The sequence below is a fragment of the Niabella ginsenosidivorans genome, from assembly GCF_001654455.1.
Classification (GTDB): Bacteria; Bacteroidota; Bacteroidia; order Chitinophagales; family Chitinophagaceae; genus Niabella; species Niabella ginsenosidivorans.
On sequence record NZ_CP015772.1, the window covers coordinates 627,909 to 651,801 of the forward strand.

Below are 23,893 nucleotides of genomic sequence, written 5' to 3' on the forward strand. Positions count from 1 at the left end.
TGTGCAGACAAAAGCGGAATCAATTATAAAGGTCTGTTTGGGCTGTAAATCGGCAAAAGGCCTAAAAACCAAATTTTTAGAATAATCTAAATTATTCCCAGAGATTTTCTTTGTGACCCTTCCAATTTAAACCTTTATAGGAATATCCAACGTGTTTGTCAGTGTTTTAATGGAATAAAATATAGTAAGTAATCTGTCAAGAAAGGTATAGGCACAGAGCCCTGCATATACATTAATGATCGCGATGATTGGACTTCGATGACGGGTATGTTCAATATCACAAACGGTCTTTAAAATATCGTTGACCGATTCAATCACCCCTCGTTTTTTCAGCAATAATTTCTGCTCCATATTGATGAGTTTATTTTCATATTTCTGCGGATACCGCTCACAAGATGTAGCCCTGTTCCCAACAGCTGTTCAAATGCTTTTTGATTGATAAAGCCTTTGTCAGCAAATGCCCAGCCTTTTAGTTTGGAAAACAATCGGATCATGGTCTTTTCATTATTGTCTGCCACGTTACCTGGTGTAACAAAAGCGTTCATGATTTCTCCAAAGGCATTGATGACTAAAAAAAACTTGAAGCCAAAGAACCAACCTGTAGAACTCTTACCCCTTGCGGCTTTGCCTGCAAACACCTTGTGATTATGAATGCGTCTGTTGTTACAAACACACCATGTTGTACTATCTCCAAAATAAATCCCACACAACATTCCAATACGGCACAGATTTAAATAGAAAACAAAGTACAAGAGCATTCGTGGTTTTAGCTGTACAAAACGGTTATAACAAGGTGCTGAAGGAAACCACGATCGCAATGTTCCTTTTTCAATACACTGCTCGTAATAATATTGAAAACACTTGTAACCGCTATGGTGAATCGGTTTGCGAATATGGCTTTCCAACAATTTTGTTGATAATTTCTCATCAAAAGCTTTTACAAAATCGTCTAACTCACAATAAAGTTTTATAATTTTAAGTTCATTTAAGAGCATGGCATGAATTGGTTGATTACCTAATTTTAAAACTCATGCCTGCTTTTTTAAAGAACTTTTTATCTACACCTGTTGATAACCAATCAGTAATACACAAAAATCACGTTAAATAACAAGAGAAGGAAACTGTAACCGGCAATTTAAATACAGCGTAATTTTTGTGTAGAATAGATTACCCGCTTTTTATTGCTGGCCTGTCCTTATTCGCAGCGACCCAAACCCGGCGCAACAGTTTCTATACAGCTGGATTGAGACGAAGCTAAACCCGGATTAAAAATGACTGATTTTACAATTGTAAATGCCGTTGGCAGAATCCAGGAAACCGGCTATCTTTTAAACCTACACTTGGCAAGGGCATTAATATTGAAGCAGCGCTGAAAAAATTCCAAAAAGCATTCGCGTAAAAGCGCGATGATTAGAGTGGGCCAGGAACCCCAATGAAAATTACTGTATTGTATTTCCCATATTGAACATAGGCAGGTACATAGCTATAAGTACAATTCCTACAACTAATCCCAGGATAACAATGATCACCGGTTCAATGAATTTGCTCAGCTGCGTGGTTTGGTAGTCCAGGTCTTCGCTGTAACGGTCGGAGAGGTTCTTAAAAAATAATTCAAGTTCGTTTACCTCTTCACCCACTTTTACCAGTGCCACCATTTTAGAAGGGAACACCTTTTGGCCAGCCATACTCTCATGCAGCGGCAATCCTTTTAGCAGATCCTCTTCCATTTGGGAGAGCGCCTGCTCCAGCGGGTAAAAGCCCATCACCTGCTTGCCTAACGCCAAAGCCTGCACCAGGGGCACTTTGGCGCCCAGTAATAACTGCATGGTAGAAGCAAACCGTGCCAGGTAAATCTTAGAAACAATGTTCTTTACAACCGGTATTTTTTGCAGCAGCAGGTCTTTGTATTTTTTGTACCATGACTTGTTACGGTTGATACTAATGAAGATAATAATGGCGAGCAATAACAGGAATATTTTCCCTGCGGCCGCCTGCATAAAACTGGATACATTGAGTACCTGCCGGGTTAAAAAAGGCAGATCTCCTCCAAAACGTTTGAATACATCCGCAAACATAGGTACCACATAATTCATCATAAAGAACACAGCGCAAAATGCCACGCATAAAACGATAATAGGATAGGTGAGCGCACCGATGATCTGCCTGCGTTGTTTGATCTTTGCCTTATAATAAACAGAGAGCTGCTGTAATACCGTGTTGAGCTTACCGGTTTCTTCCCCGATCTCTACGGTAAAATATTCATAAGGGGTAAAGTTTTTATTTCCCCGCATAGCGGACGACAGGCTGCTGCCATTGATCACTTTGTCAAGAATAACCGTTAATATGGCTTTAGGTACTTTTTTGCGCAGCTCATCCCGGATCAGTTGCAGGGCGCTGCGGATGTCCAGTCCGGCGTCCATCAGGCTGCCCAGCTCCAGGTAAAAAGATTCCTTTATTTTATCGGAAAAGGATTTACCAAAAAGAGCAATGTCTTTGGAAAGGAGCACTTCCAGCTGCTTCATAAAAGAAGCCGGTTGCTTTACCCGTTCCTGCTCCTGTTCTTTTTCAGATGCAGCAATCGTCTTCAGCGCTTTTATATCAATAGGTTGATTCATTTATTGAAATATTGGAATTGTCATAATTTAAAAGGTCGTCCGTTGCATATTTTTTTTGAAGATACGTATAAAAGAGCTGTCCCTTATATCGATGCTGTAGGCGGATGCCTGTAATCAATGGGAGGGTATCGTTTACAATTGTTCTGTTGGTGATCCTTCCACCGGGCTTTAGCGTGTCCGTTCGAACGCCGATATTGCGCAGGATATAGTTGCTGTCCACCTGGTAGCTGATGGTTTCCAGTGTGCCATTGGACGCTTTTATCTGAATAATGATCCGTTCGGGATCTGTTTCAGCAGTAACGCCTGTTGCCTTCTCCATATCATTTTGCATTATCTTTTTTGTGGTAAAGTACTCGGTAAAAAAACGGTTGGTTTCAAAATTGCGCCGGCTTTGCCGGGTAATGATCATATACATGGTGGCGATCACACCAAAGAGAATGGCCATCAGCAGCATGCTCACTACCAGTTCCGGCAGCGTAAAGGCGTTGAGCGTATGCGAAAATTTTTTTTTAAGGCTGCGCATCGGTTAGTGAGTCCCGGAAGGTTTGTGTATTGATCAATAATAAACGGGTAATCAGGGGGGTATTGGCCGAATCCCTTTTGAAGATCGTAAAAACCACCTGGCTGATACCATCTATATTGCGATAGGGGGTCGTTTCACGGGTGACAGGCCAGCCGTCCACCATTGTTTTTTGTGTATTAAAATCTCTATGGGTCAATGATGCCTGTAGATAATCATCCAGCACATTCCCGGCCTTTTGTTTTTGCAGGCTGAAGCCGGAGGCATTCAGCGAAACGAAAAATTGCATCGTGATAAAAAATACAACCAGGATCAGCACCAGGGTAATTACTGATTCGATCAATGAAAACGCCTTTAGCTGGTATGGGATATTTAATCGAGCCATTGAATAACCGTTTGCCGGGCAGCGCCCGTAAATATAGAAAAATAACCCGCCTGGCGGAACCATTTGGAGGATTTTATAGTTGCATCGATGAGAATGTTCTCCATGCTCATGGGGCCGCGCTGCTCAAAGAAAAAATCAGTAAACACAGCGCCTTCAACAGCGCCGTTCAGATAAGTGTAGCCTTCATTATAAACCATTCCCTTTACTGTAGCCCCGCTTTTTATTTTTACGACCGGTTTAATATTGGTGTTGTTATTTTCCACAAGCGCCAGGATGATGCCGTGCAGGCTACTGCCAGGCTCTATAGTGACCGTAGCGCTGGTGTTCCCGATGCTGTTGACGCGACCGGCTCCAACCAGGGCGCTGGGATAATCAAAAGTACAACCGCTTTCAACGGTAATGCTGTCAAGAGCAATAGCCTGCACTGAACCTTTAAAGCCGCTGTTGAAATGAATAAAGGGAGCTACCAGCAGCACATTGTTTAATCGTGCCCCGGAGTTTACTTCAATGACCGAATCTGATACCAGCAGCAATTTGCCTGTAAAGCTCTGATTGGTAAGTGTACCGTTCCCGGGCAGCAGGATGGTTTTTTGTTCCTGTAAAAAAGATTGCTGATCATTATCTGGCATATGGATACCGCCTTTTTTATTGGCAAGCACTGCCAGTTCCCGGAAGTAGCTCCGGTATTCCGGTTGGAGGAAAGGTAATTCCTTCTTACTGCTGTCTATACTGCCCTCGATAAGATTTTTACGGGAGAAGCCTTTTTCCTGGAAGAAGCCGCTGCGGATGCCGGATTTGGGCAGGTATGCTTTTCCTTCAATATAGGTATCGCCTGTTACGGAAAGCGGCCGGTCGTGATCGGCAAGATATACACTGGCATCCAGGTAGGGAAACTGTGCTGCGCTGTATAAGAATGCTCTTTCTTTTACCCGGCCTTTATAGCTTACTTTGATTCCTGCTGCACGAAAGCATCCCCAAAGCTCATGGGTATAATAAATGGAATCGGGACTATTGTTTTCAAAAAGCAGGGAGCTGTCGTGTACCGGCTGCCGGTTGATAGCGGTGTTGGCCAATACCAGGGTGGTGCCAGATTCCAGGTCATCGGCCAGCCGTTGATCGATAGCATCTCTTATGGAAAAGAAACGGAAATAATACAAGGCCAGCAGCATCAGGCCACAGGTAATCAGTATGATCAGAGAAAGGATCAGGGTGGCCAGCAGCGAGCTGCCTTTGAATTTTTTATTCAACAGAGAATCAGTGCTCATTGATTTCTTACTGTTTTTGCCGGTTGCCGGATGCCTTTTTTGTAGCGCACTACAACGCTGCTGTCCTGTACCAGTTCCACCTGCAGCCCGGTAAAAAGGCCGTCCTTTTCATAACCGCGTTTCAGTAATTTGCCATTCTCATCATAGGTTTCAATATGCTGCGCACCGTCAAGAAAACGTTTTTTTGCCAGGGACTTCAGCTGGCCGTTTTCATACCAGGTACGCCAGAGCCCTGTTTTTTCACCCAGTTTGAACCGGCCCTGTTCCAGCAGATGGCGGTCCTTGTCCACTACTTTATAATACCCATGCAGCAGCTTGCCATAAAAGCTGCCTTCAGTTTGATAAATATGCCCCGACTTAAACCAGTAATAAAAATGCCGGGAATGGAATTGAGGAACGATGTCCGTTACCTGAAACAGGAAAGAGCGATCAGCGGAATCGATCCGTACCTGACCGTTATAGTATTGGGCATTTGTGTGCATGGGAGTACAAAAGTTAATCAGGATAACAAGAGGGTAAAGGCGTTTCATATTTTCTCACTGCGTTTTGTTGGATGTAAAGATAGGTGTTTGAAAAAAAGTAGAAAAAAGATTTGGAAATAACGAAGATGGTTTTGTACTTTTACCCTGTAACTAATGAATGAGATCAAAACATGAAAAACAAAAACAGAATAGCTGCTGATGGAAGTTGCCCGCTAAACGAAGCCGGTTAGGAAGGAATAGATGTAACAACCCCAATGATCAATACTGTAGCAACCCTGTAACTGTATTTCTGATTTTGTAAGAAGGATGGATTTTTAATGGTCTAAGTGCTTTGTGCAGCCCTGGTAGGGGTAAGGGAGTGGCGTATGCATCCATGTTCTTGCCTGCTTTAAGGCCATGATCGGATCTGCTCAGTTGCCCGGGATATCAGTGATTTATAAGATCGAATGGATTTAAAACAAACTGAAAAACTCACATATGAGAAAAACGATCAGAGCCGTGCCGCCTGTTATTGTATTTTTTACTGGTATGATACATGGATATAGTCAGAATTTACTGAACCTTGGGGGCTGGGTACCGGGAACGGGAGCCGTCACTGCTTTTGCAATAAATGGTGTTGCAACTGAAAACCAGCGGGAGTGGGGCTCTGGCCCCGGAGGAAACCGTGTGGTGGTATGGAAAGCCATACCTAACGGGGGTAATGATGCAGATGGCGGCTGGAACAGCACTGCTGTCAGTATCGATGCAGCATCTATGTACCGGCTCACAGTATGGATCAAAAAACTGAATTCCAATGATGGTACCACCTATTTTGGCTGTTCGCAGAACAATGTAGTTACAGCCCTGAACGGCACAGCCAATAACAATCCTTATTTCTGGGTTGGCGATCTTCCTGAACTGGATAAATGGTACCTGTTGGTAGGTTATGTGCATGGCAGTGGAGATTCTTCACTGGTGAGCATGGGAGGAGTTTATGACGGGGTAACGGGTGCAAAAGTGAGCAACTGCACGGATTTTAAATTTGCAGCAGGGGCAGCCCAGCTGGTGCACCGTGCTTATTTGTATTATGACCCCAATACCAGTGACCGGCAGTTTTTTTATGGCCCCAGGATAGAGCAGGTAAACGGGAATGAACCTTCCATAGCTACTTTGCTGGGTTCCCTAGGAACCGGTGCTGCCGGAGCTACCAATTTTTCGGGTAAGGTAGGCATTCTGACCAGTGATCCGGGAGATTATGCTTTGGCAGTAAAGGGCAAGCTAAGGGCGCAGGAGATCAAAGTGGATGCTCCTGCCAACTGGCCGGACTATGTGTTTGAGAAAGGTCATCAGAAAATGACATTGGAGGAACTGGCCGCATATGTCAAAGCTAACAAACACCTGCCTGGTATACCCGGTGCGGAAGAGGTGAAAGAAAAGGGGATTGATCTGGCAGAAATGAACAGGCTATTACTGGAGAAGATAGAGGAATTGACACTGTATTTGATCAAACAAGGCAAAACCATTCAGGAGTTAAAAAACACGCAATAAAAGCGTATACCAAGTTAAAACTGATATGGTATTGGTACAATTAGCACCAACAGTAGCAATTATGTGTTACGAAAGTGGTTGCAGTCAAAATACTGGATCTGTGGGGCCTGATGCCTATCTACTGAATAGTCACTTGGAGAGGTGCCAATCAGAAAAATAAGGCAAATATAAAATTACGTCGACAAGGAATGGAGCAGAAGAACAATTAATGTAAACGAGGAATTAGGGATTAGTTGTAAAAGCTTAAAAAATATTAAAGTATAAATTAAATTGTCGAACATGAAACATATGACAGATCGTATTTATTTTGATAAATTCAAATTGATTGTTCTATTTAGCGTATTTGTATTATTGTGTACAGGCAACTTTTTAAATGCGCAACAACCTAATTTAAATAATAGTTCCTATATCCCCGGAATAAATATCAAAAGTCCTGATGTGTCAGAAATAGTGAAATATATAGAATATCCGGTTGATGTGTCAACCGGTATACCTCAAAACAATGTCCCTTTATACACGATCAATACACAAAAGTTGACAGTTCCGATATCGTTAAGCTATCATGCGGGAGGAATAAAGGTAGATCAAAGAGCTAGTGTGGTTGGTTTAGGTTGGACTCTAAATGCGGGAGGAGTTATATCGCAAATTGTAAAAGACAAATCAGATATCGGGATGTTTTCGAACCATAATGAATATGGATTTATCCCTGATCTGGGGCAGAATGTTCTAGACTCTATGCTTTTTTCAGCGCCTTTTGGTCAATATTATCATGTTGTTAATAATAACGGGGTGAGTGATAGCTTAGGGATAATTGTAAATGATAGGCTTCGGAATTATGATAATGAACCTGACATATATTATATATTTGCTCCTGAACTTAATGGAATTATTTCATTAGATAATTCGAAAAAATTTGTGTCTTATGGCTTAGATACTCTTATTGTTATTAAAGGGCCACGGCGCTATGAGGATAACACTCAGCTCATTCTTAAGAGTAAATTTGGCACGATTTACACGTTTGGGAAAGCTATTTCAGGTAATAATATATATATTGACACAACTATCTCCAGTACTAGTAGTAATTTAATACCGAGACAAACGGATAGCTATAACTGGTATTTAAGCTCAATTATATCCAAAGATCTTTCTGATACAATACGATTTGAGTACCTAAGAATGCATGATGAGGATGGATTAGTAACAAATGTAGTTCAATCGCAAAATAGTAATCTTATCTATCCGGGTAACACCGTTGTCGATTTCCATAACAAAGATTTTACTTATGTTTCTAAAACTGTTAACGGAGAGTGTTTTATAAGTAAAATAATATTTAAGGATGGCCATGTGGATTTTAATTATATTTCAGATAGATTGGATGTCTATCATAAATTACGTCTTTCGGAAGTAGCTGTCTATAATAATGACGCGACTCTGATTCAAAAGATCAAGCTTCATAATAATAGTTATTTTAATAGAAATGGATGTTGTAGTCTTGATTTAGCGGGAATATATGGCGCCCAAAATATTGATCTTAAATCTCTAAAATTAGATGGATTACAAATCTTCAGGGAGCCTTCTCAAACTCCTTTGCAATATTATTTTTACTATGATACATTAAATGCACTACCACGAGTACATTCTGGGTCTCAGGACATGTGGGGATATTATAATGGTAAATCGGGAGGTGTTTCCCAGACTTTTTTCGTAGATAATTATAATAGACCTGTTATAGTTGGAGAAGATCGGACTCCTGATCCCAATTATATGAAAGCAGGTGTTTTAAATAGAATAGTGTATCCTACGGGTGGCTATACCACTTATGAGTATGAGCCTAATCAGTATCTTTCAACCCAAACACCTTTGCAGGGTAATTTGATAACTACAACAAAATCTTTATCAACCCAAGCCATGAGTTCAAATAACTGTTCAGGTGTATTCGCTCAATGGCCTTCTCAGACTATTCTTCGAGATACTATAAAAAATTTACCACAGAATCCTTATTATGCGAATTATAGCATAACATTCTCCGGGTATAATGTTATTGGGAACGGCCCCATGTATTGCACTGTTGATGGAACTCTTTACCAGTATTATCCCAATGCATCATCAAAAACAATCACGGGCCAATTGACTGTTTATAATGGAAGTGTTGTTACTTTTGAATTGAATACAAATGGCGCAACAGGAGGTGGACAGGGTACACCCGCTCAATGTCCCTACCCTTATATAAATGTTACGCTGTCGTATGACTACTTAACAACTCAGAGTAATCCAACTGATCACCCGCTCCTGGCAGGAGGGCTGAGGGTTAAAAGAATTAGCAGTATTGCTAACTCTTCAAACGAACCTTCATATGAGAAACTATATGAATATGATAATCCGCAACAAGCCAACGGTACAGGTGTCGGAATTTTGCTTACAGATCCATACAGTACAAATGTTTATTTTAGTGATTATCTAGGAACACGTGCTACTAATAATTATGAAGATATAATCACTTCTGCTATTAACATTTTATCGAACTCAACTTTAGAATTAGGAGAAAATAATGGAGCCTCGGTGTTTTATCCTAAAGTAACAGAGTATAATAATAGCAATGGTACGCCAAAAGATAAAACTGAATATTATTTCATGGCTATCAAACCATATAGGGATAATAAGCCTGCAACTTATTACAGATATGATGCTTTTTATTATCCATCTTGGCTATCTACACCACGAAATACAGAAAAAATTCTGTTTTCATATAGCAATGGAAACTTTGATACCATATCTAAAACCAGCAACTACTATACATTAAACTACAAATACCCGATTCGGGCACTAAAAATATTGACGATTGGTCCCGAGTGGACAATATATAATCATTACCCTCAAGGCCAAGGCACCGGTGGCTATTTTGGAGCTAATTATAATAGATACTGGGCATATCTTCAATATATTCCAAGAGGCGGTTATCAATTATCCGCTACTGCTACGAGTACTTATGATAATGATAGCTTAAAACTTACTGAAAGCGTAAGCTATGATTACAACAAGGCTAACGATTTAATTTCAAAAAAATATGTTAATAGTAGCGGTAAAAATATCAATACCTATATTCATTATACAGGGGATTTGTCTCTCAACGTTCTTTCGAAAAAAGGAATTCTTTCAACACCCGTTTCTATAGAAAATACGGTCAATAACCAATTGGTTTCAGGAAGTTTTTACAGTTTTGACACTTTATCAAATATAGTTAAGTCTTATGATTTCGAACGGACATTAGTTAGGGATGTAAGTACTAATATTCAATACAATGTACCTCCTGATAATTATAAACCAGTTTACCAATTATTATATGGCTTAAATAATAATTTGAATGAAAAACAGAAATATAATGACAATCGAGAGGTCTATCTATGGGGATATAAATCACAATATCCGGTTGCTAAAATTATAGGAAGTGATTATGCTACGGTAAGTGCTGTTGTAACTCAAGCCCAAATTGATGCGGCTGTGGCATCTGATCAGAATTTGCGAACCTTAATGAATACACTTCGCACTGATAGCCGGACGAGAAATGCGTTGGTTAGTAGCTATACCTACAAGCCATTGGTGGGTATGACCTCTGAGACAGATCCTTCCGGGCGTACCACTTATTATGAATATGATGGCTTTGGCCGTTTAAGTGTAGTGAAAGATGATACAGGCAAGGTGCTTAAAAAGTACTGTTATAATTACGCCGGCCAGCCGGTTAACTGCAATCAATAAACTCAAAGCCAAAACAAACGGATATGTACAACACTAAAATATTATTAACGATACTGCTGTTGATGGTTGGTTTTATAGCGGTGGCGCAAAAGCCAACGAACCTACCGACCTATACTTCATCAACCCCGGTCAATTATATCCGTACCTGGACGGCTACAGCGCCGGTAACAACACCAGAGGCCTTAATGCAGGGAGGGCTGCTGCAGAGTAAAATGACAACGCAGTATTTTGATGGTTTGGGTCGCCCTTTGCAGACGGTGGTCAAGAAAGGCGCGATGGTCACCACGACAACGGCAAGTGTGGGAACAGATACGGTTAATGCCAAAGACCTGGTAACTCCGGTATTGTATGATGAATATGGCAGGGAGCAGTACAAATATGCGCCATATGCAGCCCCAAGCTCCAATGGATCATTTAAAACGGACCCCTTTACAGAACATCAGGCTTTTATGACCAGCAAATATGGTACGCCGCAGGGAGAAGATTATTTTTACAGCCAGACGGTATTTGAGGCTTCTCCCTTAAACCGGGTAATGGAGCAGTTTGCACCCGGTAAAAGCTGGGCGGGGAGCTATGGAGCTACCACAGAGGCTACGCGCCATAGCATAAAAAGCAAGTACTGGATCAATACAGCCAGGGATAGTGTGCGGATCTGGGAGGTAACAGATGGAACGCCCGGCACAGGTGCGTCTTCAGTGCCTGCCACACTCACAGTCAGCCAGGCGCACCAGCCTGCTACCACGGAATACGTGGCATCCCAGAGCATCACGTTTGCGCCGGGGTTCAGCGCTCCATCAGGCAGCAACTTCCGGGCGTATATCAGTAATACGGGGGGTGCACCGGGAGCAATCATCACCAGTACCTATGCCAGTACAAGAGTGTATGATGCCGGCCAGTTGTACAAGAATGTAACGGTGGATGAGCAGGGCAGGCAGGTGATCGAGTTCAAAGACAAGGAAGGCCAACTGGTTTTAAAGAAAGTACAATTGGAAAGCACAACCCTGGATGATGGGCAGGGCAAAGGGCACTGGGGCTGGGTATGCACCTATTATATCTATGACGACCTTGGGAACCTGCGGTGCGTGATCCAGCCGGAGGGGGTAAAGACAATGAATGATGCAAAGAACTGGACGCTGACGCCGACTTTGCTTAAAGAACAATGCTTTCGTTATGAATATGATGGCCGTAACCGGATGAGGGTCAAGCAGGTGCCGGGCGCTTCGGAAGTGGTGATGGTCTATGATGTGCGGGACCGGTTGGTAATGACGCAGGACGGCAACCTTCGTAAGGATAGTATCTGGAACTACACGCAATATGATGGGTTAAACCGGCCGGTAAGAACGGGTTTGGTCATAGCCGCCAATAATCCCAATAGCCATTGGGCGGCTGCCATGGCCTTTAACAGTGATGATAATGCAGCCATCCAGTACCCGACCACCACCCTGCTGAACAATGGCAATGCCAGTATACTGACAGAGACGTTTTATGATGATTATAATTGGGTAAGTGCAGCGCCTTACTCAACAGAGCTGTCCGGCAAGCTGGCTTCCACCTTTACAGCGGCAGATACGGCCGGTAATTTACTGCCAGTGAGTAACACAGTATGGCCGTATGCGCAGAAACCAGCAGCAGACAGCCGTACCAAAGGGATGGTAACGGGCAGCCGGGTAAAAGTGCTGAACAGTACGGTGTATACGTATACCCTAACGCTTTATGATGATAAAGGGCGCCCGGTGCAGGTAAAGTCGCTGAATCATACAGGGGGAGTGGATGTAATGACTACCCAGTACAGTTGGAGTGGCCAGCCGCTAACCGTGATCAGTCGCCAGAGCAAAGGAGGTACCGGCAGCACTTCTCTGTTAACCGTAAGCAGAAATACCTATGATGCTTTAGGCAGGGTGGTAAAGACCACCAGGCAGGTTAAAAAAGATGCCGGCGCGTTGAGCACAGAAAAGATCCTGGCTGTCAATAAATATGATGAGCTGGGTCAGCTGGTGAGCAAAACGCTGGGTGCCACGGATGCCACGGGATCGGCTGGCGTGGAAAAGCAGACCTATGAGTATAATATAAGAGGCTGGCTACTGGGTATGAACCGGGGTTATGTGAACAGTGCCACAGCCGCCAGCACCAATTTCTTTGGATATGAACTCAATTACGATAAGGCTCCCTCTTTTGGAACAGGAACGGGGAGCGGTTTGCAGTATAATGGCAATATAGCAGGCATGAGCTGGCGGGGTCAGAACAACAGCGCCCCGATAAGAAGATACAGTTTCAGTTATGACAACACCAACCGCCTGCTCAAGGCAGACTTTGGCCAGTACAGCGGCAGTGCTTTTGTAAAGACCGCGGTAGATTTCACAAGCCAGATGGGTGATGGCAGTACAGCAGCCAGTGCCTATGACTACAATGGTAATATTAAAGGAATGAGCCAAAAGGGGATGTATAACAACGGGATCATTAATATGGATAACCTGGTGTACAGCTACCTGCCGGGCAGCAACAGGCTGGCAAAAGTCACAGAAACCGGTGTCAATACCAAAACCTACGGATTGGGAGATTTTAACGATGGAACCAATGGCACAACCGACGATTATGCCTATGACGGGAACGGAAATCTGACCAAAGACGAGAATAAAAGCATTAGTGCGATAACCTATAATATCTTAAATTTACCGGAGCAAATTACGGTAACCGGGAAGGGCATGATCAGTTACCAGTATGATGCAGCGGGTAATAAGTTACAAAAGAAGGTAACAGAGGGCTCAGCGACAAAGACAACGGATTACCTGGGTGGAATGATCTTTGAAAATAATGTATTGCAGCATATAGCGATGGAGGAAGGGCGTATCCGTCCGAATGGAACTGGGTTTGTGTATGATTACTTCCTGAAGGACCACTTGGGTAATGTGAGGGCGATGGTGCAGGAGGATAAGACCTTACTGGAAGAGACCCATTATTATCCGTTCGGGTTGGTACAAAGAGGAATATCCACTCAGGCTACAGGAGCTCTTGCCAATAAGAAGAAATATAATGGGAAGGAAGAACAGCGGCAGGAGTTCAGTGATGGATCGGGATTAGAGTGGTTAGATTACGGTGCCAGGATGATGGATAACCAAATCGGACGTTGGAATATGGTAGATAAAAAGGCTGAAATGTATTTTGCAACGTCGCCTTACGTATATGCTTTAAATCAGCCAACCAACGCTATTGACCCTGACGGGCATCTCGTGATTTTTATTAATGGGATGGCTCCCACTTATGAAGCAGGTAAGCCCGAGTATTGGCGCACCTATGAGAAATATGATGCCGGCACAAAATGGACTAAAGGCGCTTTTGGTAGATGGCAGGAGGAGCATTTTACCATGACTCGGGAAACATATGCCTTTGATAGAGCGGTGATGGATCATTTTAAAGATAATAATAGCCTATACAGAGACGGTAGCGTGGGAGGTACAACAGGTTTATTGTTTGATGGAAGCAGTGTTAATGTATCTGACAGGATTTCTGCGGGAAGCAAACAAGGGGCAAAAGATGCCGCTTCTATATTAGCCCATTTAGCAAGAGATAAGAATGGAAATATTATTGAATCTATAAAAGTCGTTACTCATAGTATGGGCGGTGCTTATGCTAAAGGGTATATTCAGGCAATAGTCGATTATGCCAAGAAACATCCTGATAAGGCGCAGGGGTTACAAATGACCGAGTATGATTTTGCAGCTTTTCAGCAGAATAAATTATCAGCGGTGCCAGGCGTTCCTCTTTTTCAATTAGATAATGAAGGAGACAAAGTCGTTGGAGGAACGATTGGTTGGTTTAACGGTAGTCATCATGCTAAGCAGAAAGGAAGAGAAGAAAACGGCAGCAATGATAATGTTAATCCCAATGGAGGGCATTCAATAATGGATTTTATATCTGCGATTGGGTCTCTGCAAGAAGGGACGTATAAATATATTAACGGACAGTTTGTTAGACAATAGCATCTATATGAAAAGCAGTGAAAATATCTGGTTAACGCCTCCCAAGATTTACTTTTTATGGGTACTACTTTATTTTTTGTTTTTGTTGATAGGAATCCCCGTATATAATAATGGGCATTCAGGGGGAGAGCAACGCCCTTTAACCCTTATTGCTTATTCTATAAATTATTTTTTATATGGTATAATATTCATTAGTTTCATAGTTATACCAGTCTTTTTCTTGAATTGGTTTAAAAGGCATTGGGTTGTACCCATCGCTATTGGAATATTGTTCCTTGTCTTTTTAATAGGAGGACTTACTAATAAATAACTTGCCACCAGTTAACGAGAGAATGAGATGTAAAGTATGATTTACTGCGCGTAAGCCTTTCTGGCTTTAGCGTCTCTTAGGAGGGCGTCAATAGTTTTAATAATAGCATTTTTATCCTCGTCATTCAGTTTTTGGATGTCGAGGATTTTTTGTGTGATGGTGTTATCGAGTTCATAATCTGCGAACCCCACGAGGTAATCTAAAGATACGCCGATGGCTTCGGCCATTTTAGTAGCTACTTCAATAGAGGGCTTTACCTCGTTACGCTCGCGGCCAGTGGAAATCGTACTGATCGCTTTAGCCGATCATTTTTGGCTCATTGTTTATCTTGAGAACATCGTTCAGTTAGTACCCTGGTTATTTTGGACTAAAAATTCTGGCCACTTTTATTGAATTTTAAATATTCGCTGTATCTTTAATATCTCTTGTAATAAACCTGATGTTGAATACAAAGAAGAACGAAAACCGTTTATGAATTAAAAACAAAACTATGATTATGAGAAAGGCAACCTGTTTTTTTACGTTGTTTTTAGGAATATCTCTCAGCGGCGTTAACGCTCAACTTCCATCTGCTGGTACGTATGTATGGAATGCCACAGATGCGCCCAAGGTTTTTAGCAATCAACTGCAACTTTCCTTTGTAAGCAGTAATGAGGGCTTTCCATCTTATGGAACGGTAATTGCCGGCGGTGGCTACATTAACAGCCAGGATGGTAGTGTGTTCCAGCTTTATATACCTTACAATGAGATATATGGCGGTATTGCCCCTATGATACGACTGGGAAAATACAATAACAGTGGATGGAGTGGATGGAGCACTTTTTATACATCGGCTAACGCGAATGTGTCAACTGCTAACTGGACTGCTAAAGATCTTTTTGCCTATGGAAATGTAGGCATCGGCACTACATCGCCACAGGCCCGATTAGCGGTAAACGGCAATATCCTGGCTAAAGAAATAAAGATAAAAACAGATATTTCAGTTCCGGATTATGTTTTTGACCCCGGTTATGAATTGCCTGCTCTCAGCGAGGTTGAAGCATATATAAAAAAATACCGGCATTTGCCGGAAGTACCCTCTGGAAATGATATCCGTCGGCAAGGACTTGACCTTGCGGCAATGAATTTATTGCTGCTTAAAAAGGTGGAGGAGCTGACCCTGCACCTGATTGAGATGGAAAAAAAGATGGAGCAACAAAAACAGATCAATAGTGAGCTGATGGAAGCTGTCGGCATACTGAAATAAACATGACGAAGCACCGGAGCATATCTGAAAGGTTACTTTAATGCCTATGATTGCCTAACTGGTAAGTATGGTGTAGCTGCAAAAAGTGATCGTCAACTCCCTCTAAGAAAAAATACGGCAGGCTATATTACAAACTGCTTTATATCTGATAAACGGATCAACACAAAATACTATCTGCCTGACCTTTATGCATTAAATTTTGTAACTAAAACTGTTAAAATAAAATAAAATGAAAAAAAGTCTGCTCTTTATTCTGCTCCTTTTAGGTACGGCATCCTTGTATGCCCAAACGCCCACAACAGCCAGCGCAACGGCAGGCTGGAAAAGAATTGCTTCTATATCATCGCTCGCCGGCCGGGGTTTTGGTAAAGTGACCGTATTTACCACCGGAGGGTCTTATGTACCTTATCAAACCGATATCCACTGGTTTAAAGATTGGGGGAACGCGGGTGGTATATCGGTTTACAGCAACAGCAAGTCTGCTTACTGGACCCAGGTACGGCTTACTGTTAAGAACGACACAGCTTATATTGAGGTCAACTTTTCCAGGGATGTGACCGATGTAAAAATCATGTCTGACACATATGGATGGAATAAGGCAACTTCATATTCCGGTGTTTTGCCGGATGGCGGCGGTGGCACAGTACTGGCATCGGCTAAAACCTCACGGCTTAATATCGAAGATAAACTGATGGTTGCCTTTAATGGCAATGTTGGTATTAATACGGCTTCGCCCGGCGAACAGTTGTCTGTAAACGGCAACATCAGGGCCAAAGAGATAAAAGTAGAAACTGCCAACTGGCCGGACTATGTTTTAAAGAAAGGATATCCATTAATGTCGCTGGATTCGTTGCAAAAAGAAATAAATACGCTGGGGCGCCTGCCCGGTATGCCTGCGGCGCATGAAGTTGAAAAAAATGGCCTGGCATTGGGCGAATGGAACCGGCTGCTGACAGAAAAAAATGAGGAACTGACCTTGTATATATTGGAGCTTTACAGGGAGATAAAAGCGCTGAAAGAAACACAGCGTAGAGTGGAACAAAGACTTCAACCTAAAGATAAGCGCCACAAGTACTGATCACTGGTCAGGTGAATAGATTTTGTATATGATCTGAACAGCGCCTTAAACCTCGGCAGGATAAACATCAGCGAAAAAGGCATGGGAATAAGCAAATGGCTTGCAATTGCAATAGCCCGGTTGTTTTGGGGTTAAAAATCCAGCAGCAGTTTTATTGGATTTTAGATATTCATTGTATCTTTGATATCTCTTGTAATAAACCTGATGTTGAATACAAACAAAGAGCTAAACCGTTTATGAATTAAAAGCAAAGCTATAATTATGAGAAAAGCAATGTGTTACTTTTCCCTGTTTTTAGATAAGCCCTTTAAATGGGCGTGATATGAGCTATACGACTGATCTCCTTAAACCTTAAAAGAAACAAAATGCAACTGCACGATTTAAACTGTCTAAACGCTTTACCGGTATTCTTTTTGGCATTATTGACGATGAATGCCAAGGCCCAGACTAATGATCTTTATTTTTTTGCAAAAGATTATTCAGTAAGCAGTACAATATTGCGGCCGATTACGGATAAGGATAACCTTCCGCTTAAGGCAGGCTCCGTGTACCGTGTAAAACTAACAGTACCTGCTACCGGTACGCATACCGGAGCAGAATACCTTGTATGGAAGTCAGATGCAAGCTGGAAGATCCGGCCGGTTACATTGGCCGGTAATAACAGCAATCATCCTTTACTGGTTGTTGACAGCAATACAGTAAAAGTAATGACCAATCATGCCAATAATTATACGGTGAGAGTTTATACGGAAGTGCTGCCGGCGGGTGCTGCTGCCGGGATGCCGGCAATCTTTGGTGCTTCAGATCAATGGCAGCGGCTTGGAAATAATCTTTTTTACGAGGATGGGAATGTGGGGATTGGCACTGATGCCCCTGCGCAGAAATTATCTGTAAACGGCAACATCAGGGCCAAAGAAATAAAAGTGGAAACAGCCAACTGGCCAGACTATGTTTTGAAGAAAGGATACCCGCTAATGTCGCTGGAGTCACTGCAAAAAGAAATAAACAGACGGGGGCATTTGCCGGGTATGCCTTCCGCAGGTGAAGTTGAAAAAAAGGGCCTGGCACTGGGCGAATTGAACCGGCTGCTGACAGAAAAAAATGAAGAGCTGACCCTGTATATATTAGCGCTTTACAAGGAGATAAAAGCATTGAAAGAAACACAGCACCGGATGGAACAACGACTTCAGCATTTGATGAAAGATTAGAAGCCGGAATATCCCTTGCATTCCTACCAAGGATGAACTGAACTAATAGCTGGAACCAATAAAATATAAACTATGAAGAAAATTGTATTAATAGCAGTAATCCTGCTTGGCACCTTTTATAACTATGCTCAAAGCAGTGATATTTATGAAACATCTGTGACCTTCCCGGCCAATTACCAGGCAGGTGATTATATAGAGTTCTTAAAAGTAACGCCTTTCAGCGCAGGTGCATCGGGCTATTATGAAATCTCCATCAGTTATACGCGTGGCAATATAGCAGCCGCAGCAACTTACCTGGCCAGTATAGGCCATAGTAATCCTAACCTATGGATGGAAGCTGGCTGTGTCAATGCGAATGATTATACCGCCGGTGCCCGCAGTTTTGTAGTGGATTGCAACCCCGCTTCTGGTAATGTACGTTTTCGTGTACGGGCAATAGGTACTTATGGCATTCAGGCAGACCTGCCCGTGCTGATCAAAGTCCGTTCCATTAATAAGACTGCTTCATGGACAGCCTTATCTGCCACTGGAAATGATCTTAGTGTAACCAAGCGTTTGCCGATGACCCGGGAGTGGAACCTATATACAGGCAATGGCTGGAAAGCAGGTAATACCGAACCGGCGTTGGCCATCCGGGTAATTGAGAACGGGAATGTTGGACTGGGAATTCCCAATCCGGCTGAGCGCCTGGCTGTAAACGGCAATATCAGGGCTAAAGAAATAAAGGTAGAAACCGCTAACTGGCCGGACTATGTGTTTAAAAACAGCTACCGGCTAAAGTCGCTTGACGAGGTGGCAGCATTTATAAAAAAGAATGGGCACCTGGATGGCGTCCCTCCGGCTGAGAAAGTTAAAAATGAGGGAGTAGCACTGGGGGCTAATCAAGCTGCTTTATTAGAAAAGATCGAAGAGCTGACCCTGTATCTGATTCAGCAAAATGAACAAATAAAACAGTTACAGGAAACCGTAAAGCGATTGGAAGTACAGAAAAGAACATTTGCAGGTCCCGCGAGTGCCACATGGCAGGTAAAGGATAAGAAGATGCTGAATTATTGAAAATTACTGAACTTAAATTGTTTATATCCTCGAAATGTCCTGAATTGGGCAGTGCTTCTGTATAAATGTCAAAATAAAATTTATCATTTAATAAAATTCTCCTACATTTAGCACAAATTGATCTGCTTTTAAGATGTTCAAACACCTGAAAATACAAGCCACTAAACGTTATGCTGCTTTTACCCTTACAGAAGTGCTCGTTGTGCTGATTATTATCGGGATCCTGGTTTTATTGGCTCTCCCAAGCCTGATGCCCTTGATTTCCAAAGCTAAAAGCACGGAGGCCAAATTGCAACTGGAGCATGTGTATACGCTGGAGCGCTCTTACTTCTTTGAAAATTCAGTATATTCAAACGACCTGAACGCCATTTCCTTTGAACAGCAGCCGCTGGTAACCAATGGCGGACAGGCCAATTATAAGATAGAGATCATTGATGCGTCTGCAAAGGGATTTAAAGCCAGGGCAACGGCCATTGTGGACTTTGACGGGGATGGGAACTTTAACCAGTGGGAGATTGATCAGAATAAAAAGCTGGTGGAAACAGTACCGGATTAATAGTATATGCTGCTGCTGAGTTTATTATTATTGATTATTATATTATCAGGTATGCTGATCCGGGATGTGCTGTACAGGCAAATAGAGCTTTCTTATTTCATCCTGTTGGGAGCTGGCATCCTGTTTTACTCGCTGTTGAGGTGTGACAGGCACACGATCCTGGTCAATTTTTTTGTAAACAGCCTGATAATAGCAATGATGACGGGGGCTTTGATCCTTGTGTACGCTCTGAAGAAAAAGAATAAAAATTTCTTTCATACAAAGCTGGGCGCAGGGGATGTGCTTTTCTGGATACTGGTAACGCCTTTGTTTGCTCCTGCCAACTTTATACTCTGGATGATCTTTTCCCTGTTGCTAAGTCTTTTACCGGCAGCAGGGCAAACACTTAAAAAAGGTACCGCCACAGCTATTCCGCTGGCGGGGTACCAATCAGGTATTCTGGTAGCTGTTTTACTTTTAAATAATTTTTTATTGCATTGTAATTTGTTTGAAGAACCCTTATTTTTACCGGCCCTTTAACCCATATGGCATCGATAACTGCAGATATTGAAAAACTAATCACCCCGGAACTGGCATGGAAATACCATGTGGCCTTTTCACATACAGAAGAAGACCGGTTGGTGTTCTGGATTGATGACCAGTTAAGTGGATCCGATCAGCAATTATACCGGGAAGAACTGGAACTGATCACCGGACATAAGATAGCCTTTGCAAAAACAGATGGAGTATTGCTGGCTGAAAAGATCAACAGGCAGTATACAAAAAAGGACTCAACGGATCATCGCCTGCAACACAGCTTTTATACCGGTCACCCGGATCATTTTTTAAATGATCTGATTGCCGAAGCAAAAAATCTGAAAAGCAGTGACATTCACATTGAAACGTATGAAAACGATTGCCGCGTGCGCATCCGGGTAGATGGTTTGCTGGTGCTGCGCTACCTGATCGAAAAAAAGCAGTATCCTTCGCTGATCAACAAGATCAAGATCAGCGCCAACCTGGACATTGCAGAAAAACGCCTGCCGCAGGACGGGCGTATCTTTTTCCAGCGGGGAAATGATAAATTTGATATACGGGTATCTATCGTGCCCACACTGCACGGAGAGAAAGTTGTGCTTCGCTTATTAAGCAATGATGCCACGGATATACAGCTGGAAACCCTGGGGTTTTCAGAAAACGATTTGAAAAATTACCTGGAGGGATTGAAAAAACCTTATGGCATCCTGCTGATCAGCGGTCCCACGGGCTCGGGGAAGACGACCACACTGTATGCTACGTTAAAGCTGCTCAATCTGTCAACAAAGAATATTCTGACGATCGAAGATCCGATTGAGTACACGTTGAAAGGTATTAACCAGGTGCAGGTAAAAGAAAACATCGGGCTAACCTTTGCTATGGCACTGCGTACTTTTCTGCGCCAGGACCCGGATGTGATCATGCTGGGGGAGATCCGGGATGCAGAAACGGCCAATATGGCGATCAGGGCCGCCCTTACCGGTCACCTGGTGTTATCGACCATACACACCAACTCTGCCTGGGGCACAGTTTCCCGGCTGATCGATATGAACATTCCGTCTTTTTTGATTGCCAATACGCTGAATACTTCCGTAGCGCAGCGGCTGGTACGCCTGCTTTGCCCGGAATGCAAACGCAGGGAAGCCTTTCAACAGGCCTATTTTCCCAAGAACTACCGGCCGCCGGAAGCGCTGGAAACGCATTATGTGCCGGTAGGATGTGCCGGTTGTTATAATACAGGCTATAAAAAACGGAAAGCCATATACGAGGTAATACCTATAGATGCCGACCTGGCGGATGAGATCAAAAAGGGAACTTCAAGAATTGATGAACTTTTAAAGGAAAAACAAATAAAGACCTTAGCTGACAATGCTTTTGAGTTGCTGAAAACCGGGGAAACCTCGCTGGAGGAAGTGTACCCTATGCTGCTAAACTAACGGTTGGGGTGCTGCAATTTTATGAATAACTATTTTACGAAAATACTGGTATTGATGGCCTGCTGCCTGCAGCTGACCGCGCAGGCGCAGGAGGACCGGTTGAGCCGTACCCGCAGCTACCTGAATACGCTTGCTATGGATCTTCCAGGGCTGAACCAGCCCATACAGATGGATGTAGCGGATATTGCCATAGCCGATTTTATGCGGAGCCTGGCACAATCCTACGATCTGAACATCAACATAGCGCCGGACGTCAATAAAAGGATGACCAACCATTTTGCCAATGCTGCTGTAAAGGATGTACTGCTGTTCATCGCAGAACAGTACAGCCTGGCATATGATTTCCAGGGTACCATTATTAATGTGCGCAATTACCGGGACCCGGCATTAGACCGGCCGCCGCCGCCCAAAGAGATAAAGGCCAGCTATGATTCTGTTAGTAAATTGATCACCCTGGATCTTTCAAACGACACCTTGTATGATGTAACAAAAAAGATCACACAATTGTCAGGCATTAATATTGCCGTAATGCCACAGATCATGGATAAGCTGGTATCGGGCTATTTAAAGGAGTTACCCGTTCCTGTTGCCCTGGAAAAGATCGTGGTATCTAACCGGCTGCGGATGTCATCCTCCGGCAATGATAATTTTATAATAGATGCGCTCGATGATAATGAAGAATATGTACTAAAGAATACAAGGCCTGCAGATAACGGCTATACCATTGCCCGCAAGACCGGGGGAAATGATAAAGCCGCTCCCGGCCGCCTGTCCGTTGATGCCAATATGGTAGGGGAGGAAAAGCTGTTAAATGTGAGCGCTGTAAATACGCCCCTGAAGGAGCTGGTCAGGAGCCTTTCAGAACAGGCCGGAGTTCCTTATTTTATTTATGCGGAGCTGAACGGGAATGTGACTGCAGAGGCCCATAATCTGAAATATGCAGATGTGCTGCAGAAGGTCTTATTGGGCACTCCTTATTCTTTTTCGCAGCAGGACGGCATTTTTATGATCGGCGAAAAAACGTTTGAAGGCATCAAAGGGCAACGGCTGATACAACTGCATCACCGGTCAGTAGATTCCCTGGCAAATTTTCTTCCGGATGAGCTGAGGAAAGACGTTACTATTAAAGAATTTAAGGAATTGAATGCATTCCTGGCCACCGGTTCAGAACCACAGCTGAATAAGATAGAACAACTGGTAAAACAAATAGACCGGAAAGTACCAATGATCACAATAGAAGTGATCATTATGGATCTGAACAAAGGATCGGTTGTGAAAGGCGGTTTGAAGGCCGGGATATCAGACAGTGTGCGCACCGGTGGTAATTTGCTGGGCGGTGGGCTTGATTTTACATTGGGGTCCAAATCGATCAACAATATTATTGATAAGATCGGGTTGAACAATGTCTTTAATTTAGGCCATGTAACGCCCAACTTTTACCTGCAATTGCAGGCAATCGAGAACCGGCAGAACGTGGAGATGCGGCAGACGCCCAAGCTCTCTACACTAAACGGTCATGCGGCAACGCTCTCTATTGGTAATACCCGGTATTACTCGGTGTCTACCCAGAATATGATGGGCTCGCTTTCTCCTACCAATGTGATCACCCAGCAGTTCTATCCCATAGAAGCCAACCTGGAGCTGAAGATCACTCCTTTTGTGTCGGCCGATGAAGATGTGACATTGAATATGGAAATGGATATTTCCAATTTTACTGCGGATACAAAAATCAATGAGCCACCGCCTACTGCTACCAGTAAATTTAAATCGATTATAAGGGTAAAGAATGAAGATATGGTATTGCTGGGTGGCATTGAACGAACGGAAAAAGGCGATAGTTATGATGGTATCCCCTTATTAGGCCGCATTCCGGTGCTAAAATGGCTGTTCAGTTCCAGGGATCGCAGAAATACAAAAGTGGTTTCAGTGGTGTTCATTAAACCAACAATTGTTTATAACTGAC

17 protein-coding genes and 1 pseudogene are annotated in these 23,893 nt (G+C 43.0%); 11 read left to right on the forward strand and 7 right to left on the reverse strand.

Going from position 1 to position 23,893, the window contains the following annotated elements:
• Positions 1-126: 126 nt before the first annotated feature.
• The 6 genes and pseudogenes from A8C56_RS02675 to A8C56_RS02700 all read right to left on the reverse strand — a co-directional run bounded on the left by A8C56_RS02675 (position 127) and on the right by A8C56_RS02700 (position 5,315).
• Positions 127-995 (reverse strand): annotated as a pseudogene (locus A8C56_RS02675) (IS982 family transposase).
• Between the two features lie 444 nt (positions 996-1,439).
• Entirely contained in the window at positions 1,440-2,615 is a 1,176-nt protein-coding gene (locus tag A8C56_RS02680; RefSeq protein ID WP_084489957.1) for a type II secretion system F family protein, read from the reverse strand.
• Positions 2,599-3,138, reverse strand: coding sequence for a PulJ/GspJ family protein (locus tag A8C56_RS02685; protein ID WP_067751699.1), 540 nt, complete (start codon positions 3,136-3,138; stop codon positions 2,599-2,601). Before A8C56_RS02685 ends, A8C56_RS02680 begins: the two co-directional genes overlap by 17 nt.
• The gene (locus A8C56_RS02690) at positions 3,125-3,520 is read right to left on the reverse strand and encodes a hypothetical protein (RefSeq protein ID WP_067751702.1); all 396 of its coding nucleotides are present in this window, start codon (positions 3,518-3,520) and stop codon (positions 3,125-3,127) included. The genes A8C56_RS02685 and A8C56_RS02690 overlap by 14 nt, the downstream gene beginning before the upstream one ends.
• Entirely contained in the window at positions 3,508-4,785 is a 1,278-nt protein-coding gene (locus A8C56_RS02695) for a hypothetical protein (RefSeq protein ID WP_067751705.1), read from the reverse strand. Before A8C56_RS02695 ends, A8C56_RS02690 begins: the two co-directional genes overlap by 13 nt.
• Positions 4,782-5,315: a toxin-antitoxin system YwqK family antitoxin gene (locus tag A8C56_RS02700; protein ID WP_157097843.1), complete on the reverse strand. Its 534-nt coding sequence runs from the start codon at positions 5,313-5,315 to the stop codon at positions 4,782-4,784. Before A8C56_RS02700 ends, A8C56_RS02695 begins: the two co-directional genes overlap by 4 nt.
• 429 nt (positions 5,316-5,744) lie before the next feature.
• Between A8C56_RS02700 and A8C56_RS02705 the strand changes: the two genes are divergently transcribed.
• The 3 genes from A8C56_RS02705 (at position 5,745) to A8C56_RS02715 (ending at position 14,524) form a co-directional block, all read left to right on the forward strand.
• Positions 5,745-6,794: a hypothetical protein gene (locus A8C56_RS02705; protein WP_067751711.1), complete on the forward strand. Its 1,050-nt coding sequence runs from the start codon at positions 5,745-5,747 to the stop codon at positions 6,792-6,794.
• A 279-nt stretch (positions 6,795-7,073) separates the two neighbouring features.
• Entirely contained in the window at positions 7,074-10,547 is a 3,474-nt protein-coding gene (locus A8C56_RS02710) for an RHS repeat domain-containing protein (protein ID WP_084489959.1), read from the forward strand.
• 23 nt (positions 10,548-10,570) lie between these two features.
• A complete protein-coding gene (locus A8C56_RS02715) occupies positions 10,571-14,524 on the forward strand; it encodes a DUF6443 domain-containing protein (protein ID WP_084489961.1) in 3,954 nt (1,317 codons plus the stop codon).
• 351 nt (positions 14,525-14,875) lie between these two features.
• On the opposite strand, the gene A8C56_RS02725 is transcribed toward A8C56_RS02715, so the two are convergent.
• Positions 14,876-15,061 (reverse strand): DNA-binding protein, encoded by a 186-nt coding sequence (locus tag A8C56_RS02725; RefSeq protein ID WP_157097844.1) that lies wholly within the window; start codon positions 15,059-15,061, stop codon positions 14,876-14,878.
• 269 nt (positions 15,062-15,330) lie between these two features.
• Here A8C56_RS02725 and A8C56_RS02730 point away from each other — a divergent pair, with 269 nt between their 5' ends.
• The 8 genes from A8C56_RS02730 to A8C56_RS02765 all read left to right on the forward strand — a co-directional run bounded on the left by A8C56_RS02730 (position 15,331) and on the right by A8C56_RS02765 (position 23,892).
• Positions 15,331-16,080: a hypothetical protein gene (locus A8C56_RS02730; RefSeq protein WP_067751722.1), complete on the forward strand. Its 750-nt coding sequence runs from the start codon at positions 15,331-15,333 to the stop codon at positions 16,078-16,080.
• Positions 16,081-16,309: 229 nt separating this feature from the next.
• On the forward strand, positions 16,310-17,158 hold the full coding sequence (locus A8C56_RS02735) for a cell division protein ZapB (RefSeq protein ID WP_067751725.1): 849 nt from the start codon (positions 16,310-16,312) through the stop codon (positions 17,156-17,158).
• A gap of 365 nt (positions 17,159-17,523) precedes the next feature.
• Positions 17,524-18,366, forward strand: a complete 843-nt coding sequence (locus A8C56_RS02740; protein ID WP_157097845.1) for a hypothetical protein — start codon at positions 17,524-17,526, stop codon at positions 18,364-18,366.
• Positions 18,367-18,438: 72 nt separating this feature from the next.
• Positions 18,439-19,422, forward strand: a complete 984-nt coding sequence (locus A8C56_RS02745) for a hypothetical protein (protein WP_067751731.1) — start codon at positions 18,439-18,441, stop codon at positions 19,420-19,422.
• 133 nt (positions 19,423-19,555) lie between these two features.
• Positions 19,556-19,978, forward strand: coding sequence for a prepilin-type N-terminal cleavage/methylation domain-containing protein (locus A8C56_RS02750; RefSeq protein WP_067751734.1), 423 nt, complete (start codon positions 19,556-19,558; stop codon positions 19,976-19,978).
• Between the two features lie 51 nt (positions 19,979-20,029).
• Positions 20,030-20,497, forward strand: a complete 468-nt coding sequence (locus A8C56_RS02755; RefSeq protein ID WP_157097846.1) for a hypothetical protein — start codon at positions 20,030-20,032, stop codon at positions 20,495-20,497.
• A gap of 5 nt (positions 20,498-20,502) precedes the next feature.
• Positions 20,503-21,930 (forward strand): GspE/PulE family protein, encoded by a 1,428-nt coding sequence (locus tag A8C56_RS02760; RefSeq protein WP_067751741.1) that lies wholly within the window; start codon positions 20,503-20,505, stop codon positions 21,928-21,930.
• Between the two features lie 21 nt (positions 21,931-21,951).
• A complete protein-coding gene (locus A8C56_RS02765; protein ID WP_067751744.1) occupies positions 21,952-23,892 on the forward strand; it encodes a type II secretion system protein GspD in 1,941 nt (646 codons plus the stop codon).
• The last annotated feature ends 1 nt before the right edge of the window (position 23,893 follow it).

Coding starts and splice junctions, on each gene's coding strand:
- A8C56_RS02760 (WP_067751741.1), top strand. CDS start 20,503: ATGGCATCGATAACTGCAGATATTGAAAAACTAATCACCCCGGAACTG.
- A8C56_RS02705 (WP_067751711.1), top strand. CDS start 5,745: ATGAGAAAAACGATCAGAGCCGTGCCGCCTGTTATTGTATTTTTTACT.
- A8C56_RS02700 (WP_157097843.1), bottom strand. CDS start 5,315: ATGAAACGCCTTTACCCTCTTGTTATCCTGATTAACTTTTGTACTCCC.
- A8C56_RS02725 (WP_157097844.1), bottom strand. CDS start 15,061: ATGGCCGAAGCCATCGGCGTATCTTTAGATTACCTCGTGGGGTTCGCA.
- A8C56_RS02755 (WP_157097846.1), top strand. CDS start 20,030: ATGCTGATCCGGGATGTGCTGTACAGGCAAATAGAGCTTTCTTATTTC.
- A8C56_RS02715 (WP_084489961.1), top strand. CDS start 10,571: ATGTACAACACTAAAATATTATTAACGATACTGCTGTTGATGGTTGGT.
- A8C56_RS02735 (WP_067751725.1), top strand. CDS start 16,310: ATGAAAAAAAGTCTGCTCTTTATTCTGCTCCTTTTAGGTACGGCATCC.
- A8C56_RS02685 (WP_067751699.1), bottom strand. CDS start 3,138: ATGCGCAGCCTTAAAAAAAAATTTTCGCATACGCTCAACGCCTTTACG.
- A8C56_RS02710 (WP_084489959.1), top strand. CDS start 7,074: ATGAAACATATGACAGATCGTATTTATTTTGATAAATTCAAATTGATT.
- A8C56_RS02680 (WP_084489957.1), bottom strand. CDS start 2,615: ATGAATCAACCTATTGATATAAAAGCGCTGAAGACGATTGCTGCATCT.
- A8C56_RS02745 (WP_067751731.1), top strand. CDS start 18,439: ATGAAGAAAATTGTATTAATAGCAGTAATCCTGCTTGGCACCTTTTAT.
- A8C56_RS02690 (WP_067751702.1), bottom strand. CDS start 3,520: ATGGCTCGATTAAATATCCCATACCAGCTAAAGGCGTTTTCATTGATC.
- A8C56_RS02740 (WP_157097845.1), top strand. CDS start 17,524: ATGCAACTGCACGATTTAAACTGTCTAAACGCTTTACCGGTATTCTTT.
- A8C56_RS02730 (WP_067751722.1), top strand. CDS start 15,331: ATGAGAAAGGCAACCTGTTTTTTTACGTTGTTTTTAGGAATATCTCTC.
- A8C56_RS02765 (WP_067751744.1), top strand. CDS start 21,952: ATGAATAACTATTTTACGAAAATACTGGTATTGATGGCCTGCTGCCTG.
- A8C56_RS02750 (WP_067751734.1), top strand. CDS start 19,556: ATGTTCAAACACCTGAAAATACAAGCCACTAAACGTTATGCTGCTTTT.
- A8C56_RS02695 (WP_067751705.1), bottom strand. CDS start 4,785: ATGAGCACTGATTCTCTGTTGAATAAAAAATTCAAAGGCAGCTCGCTG.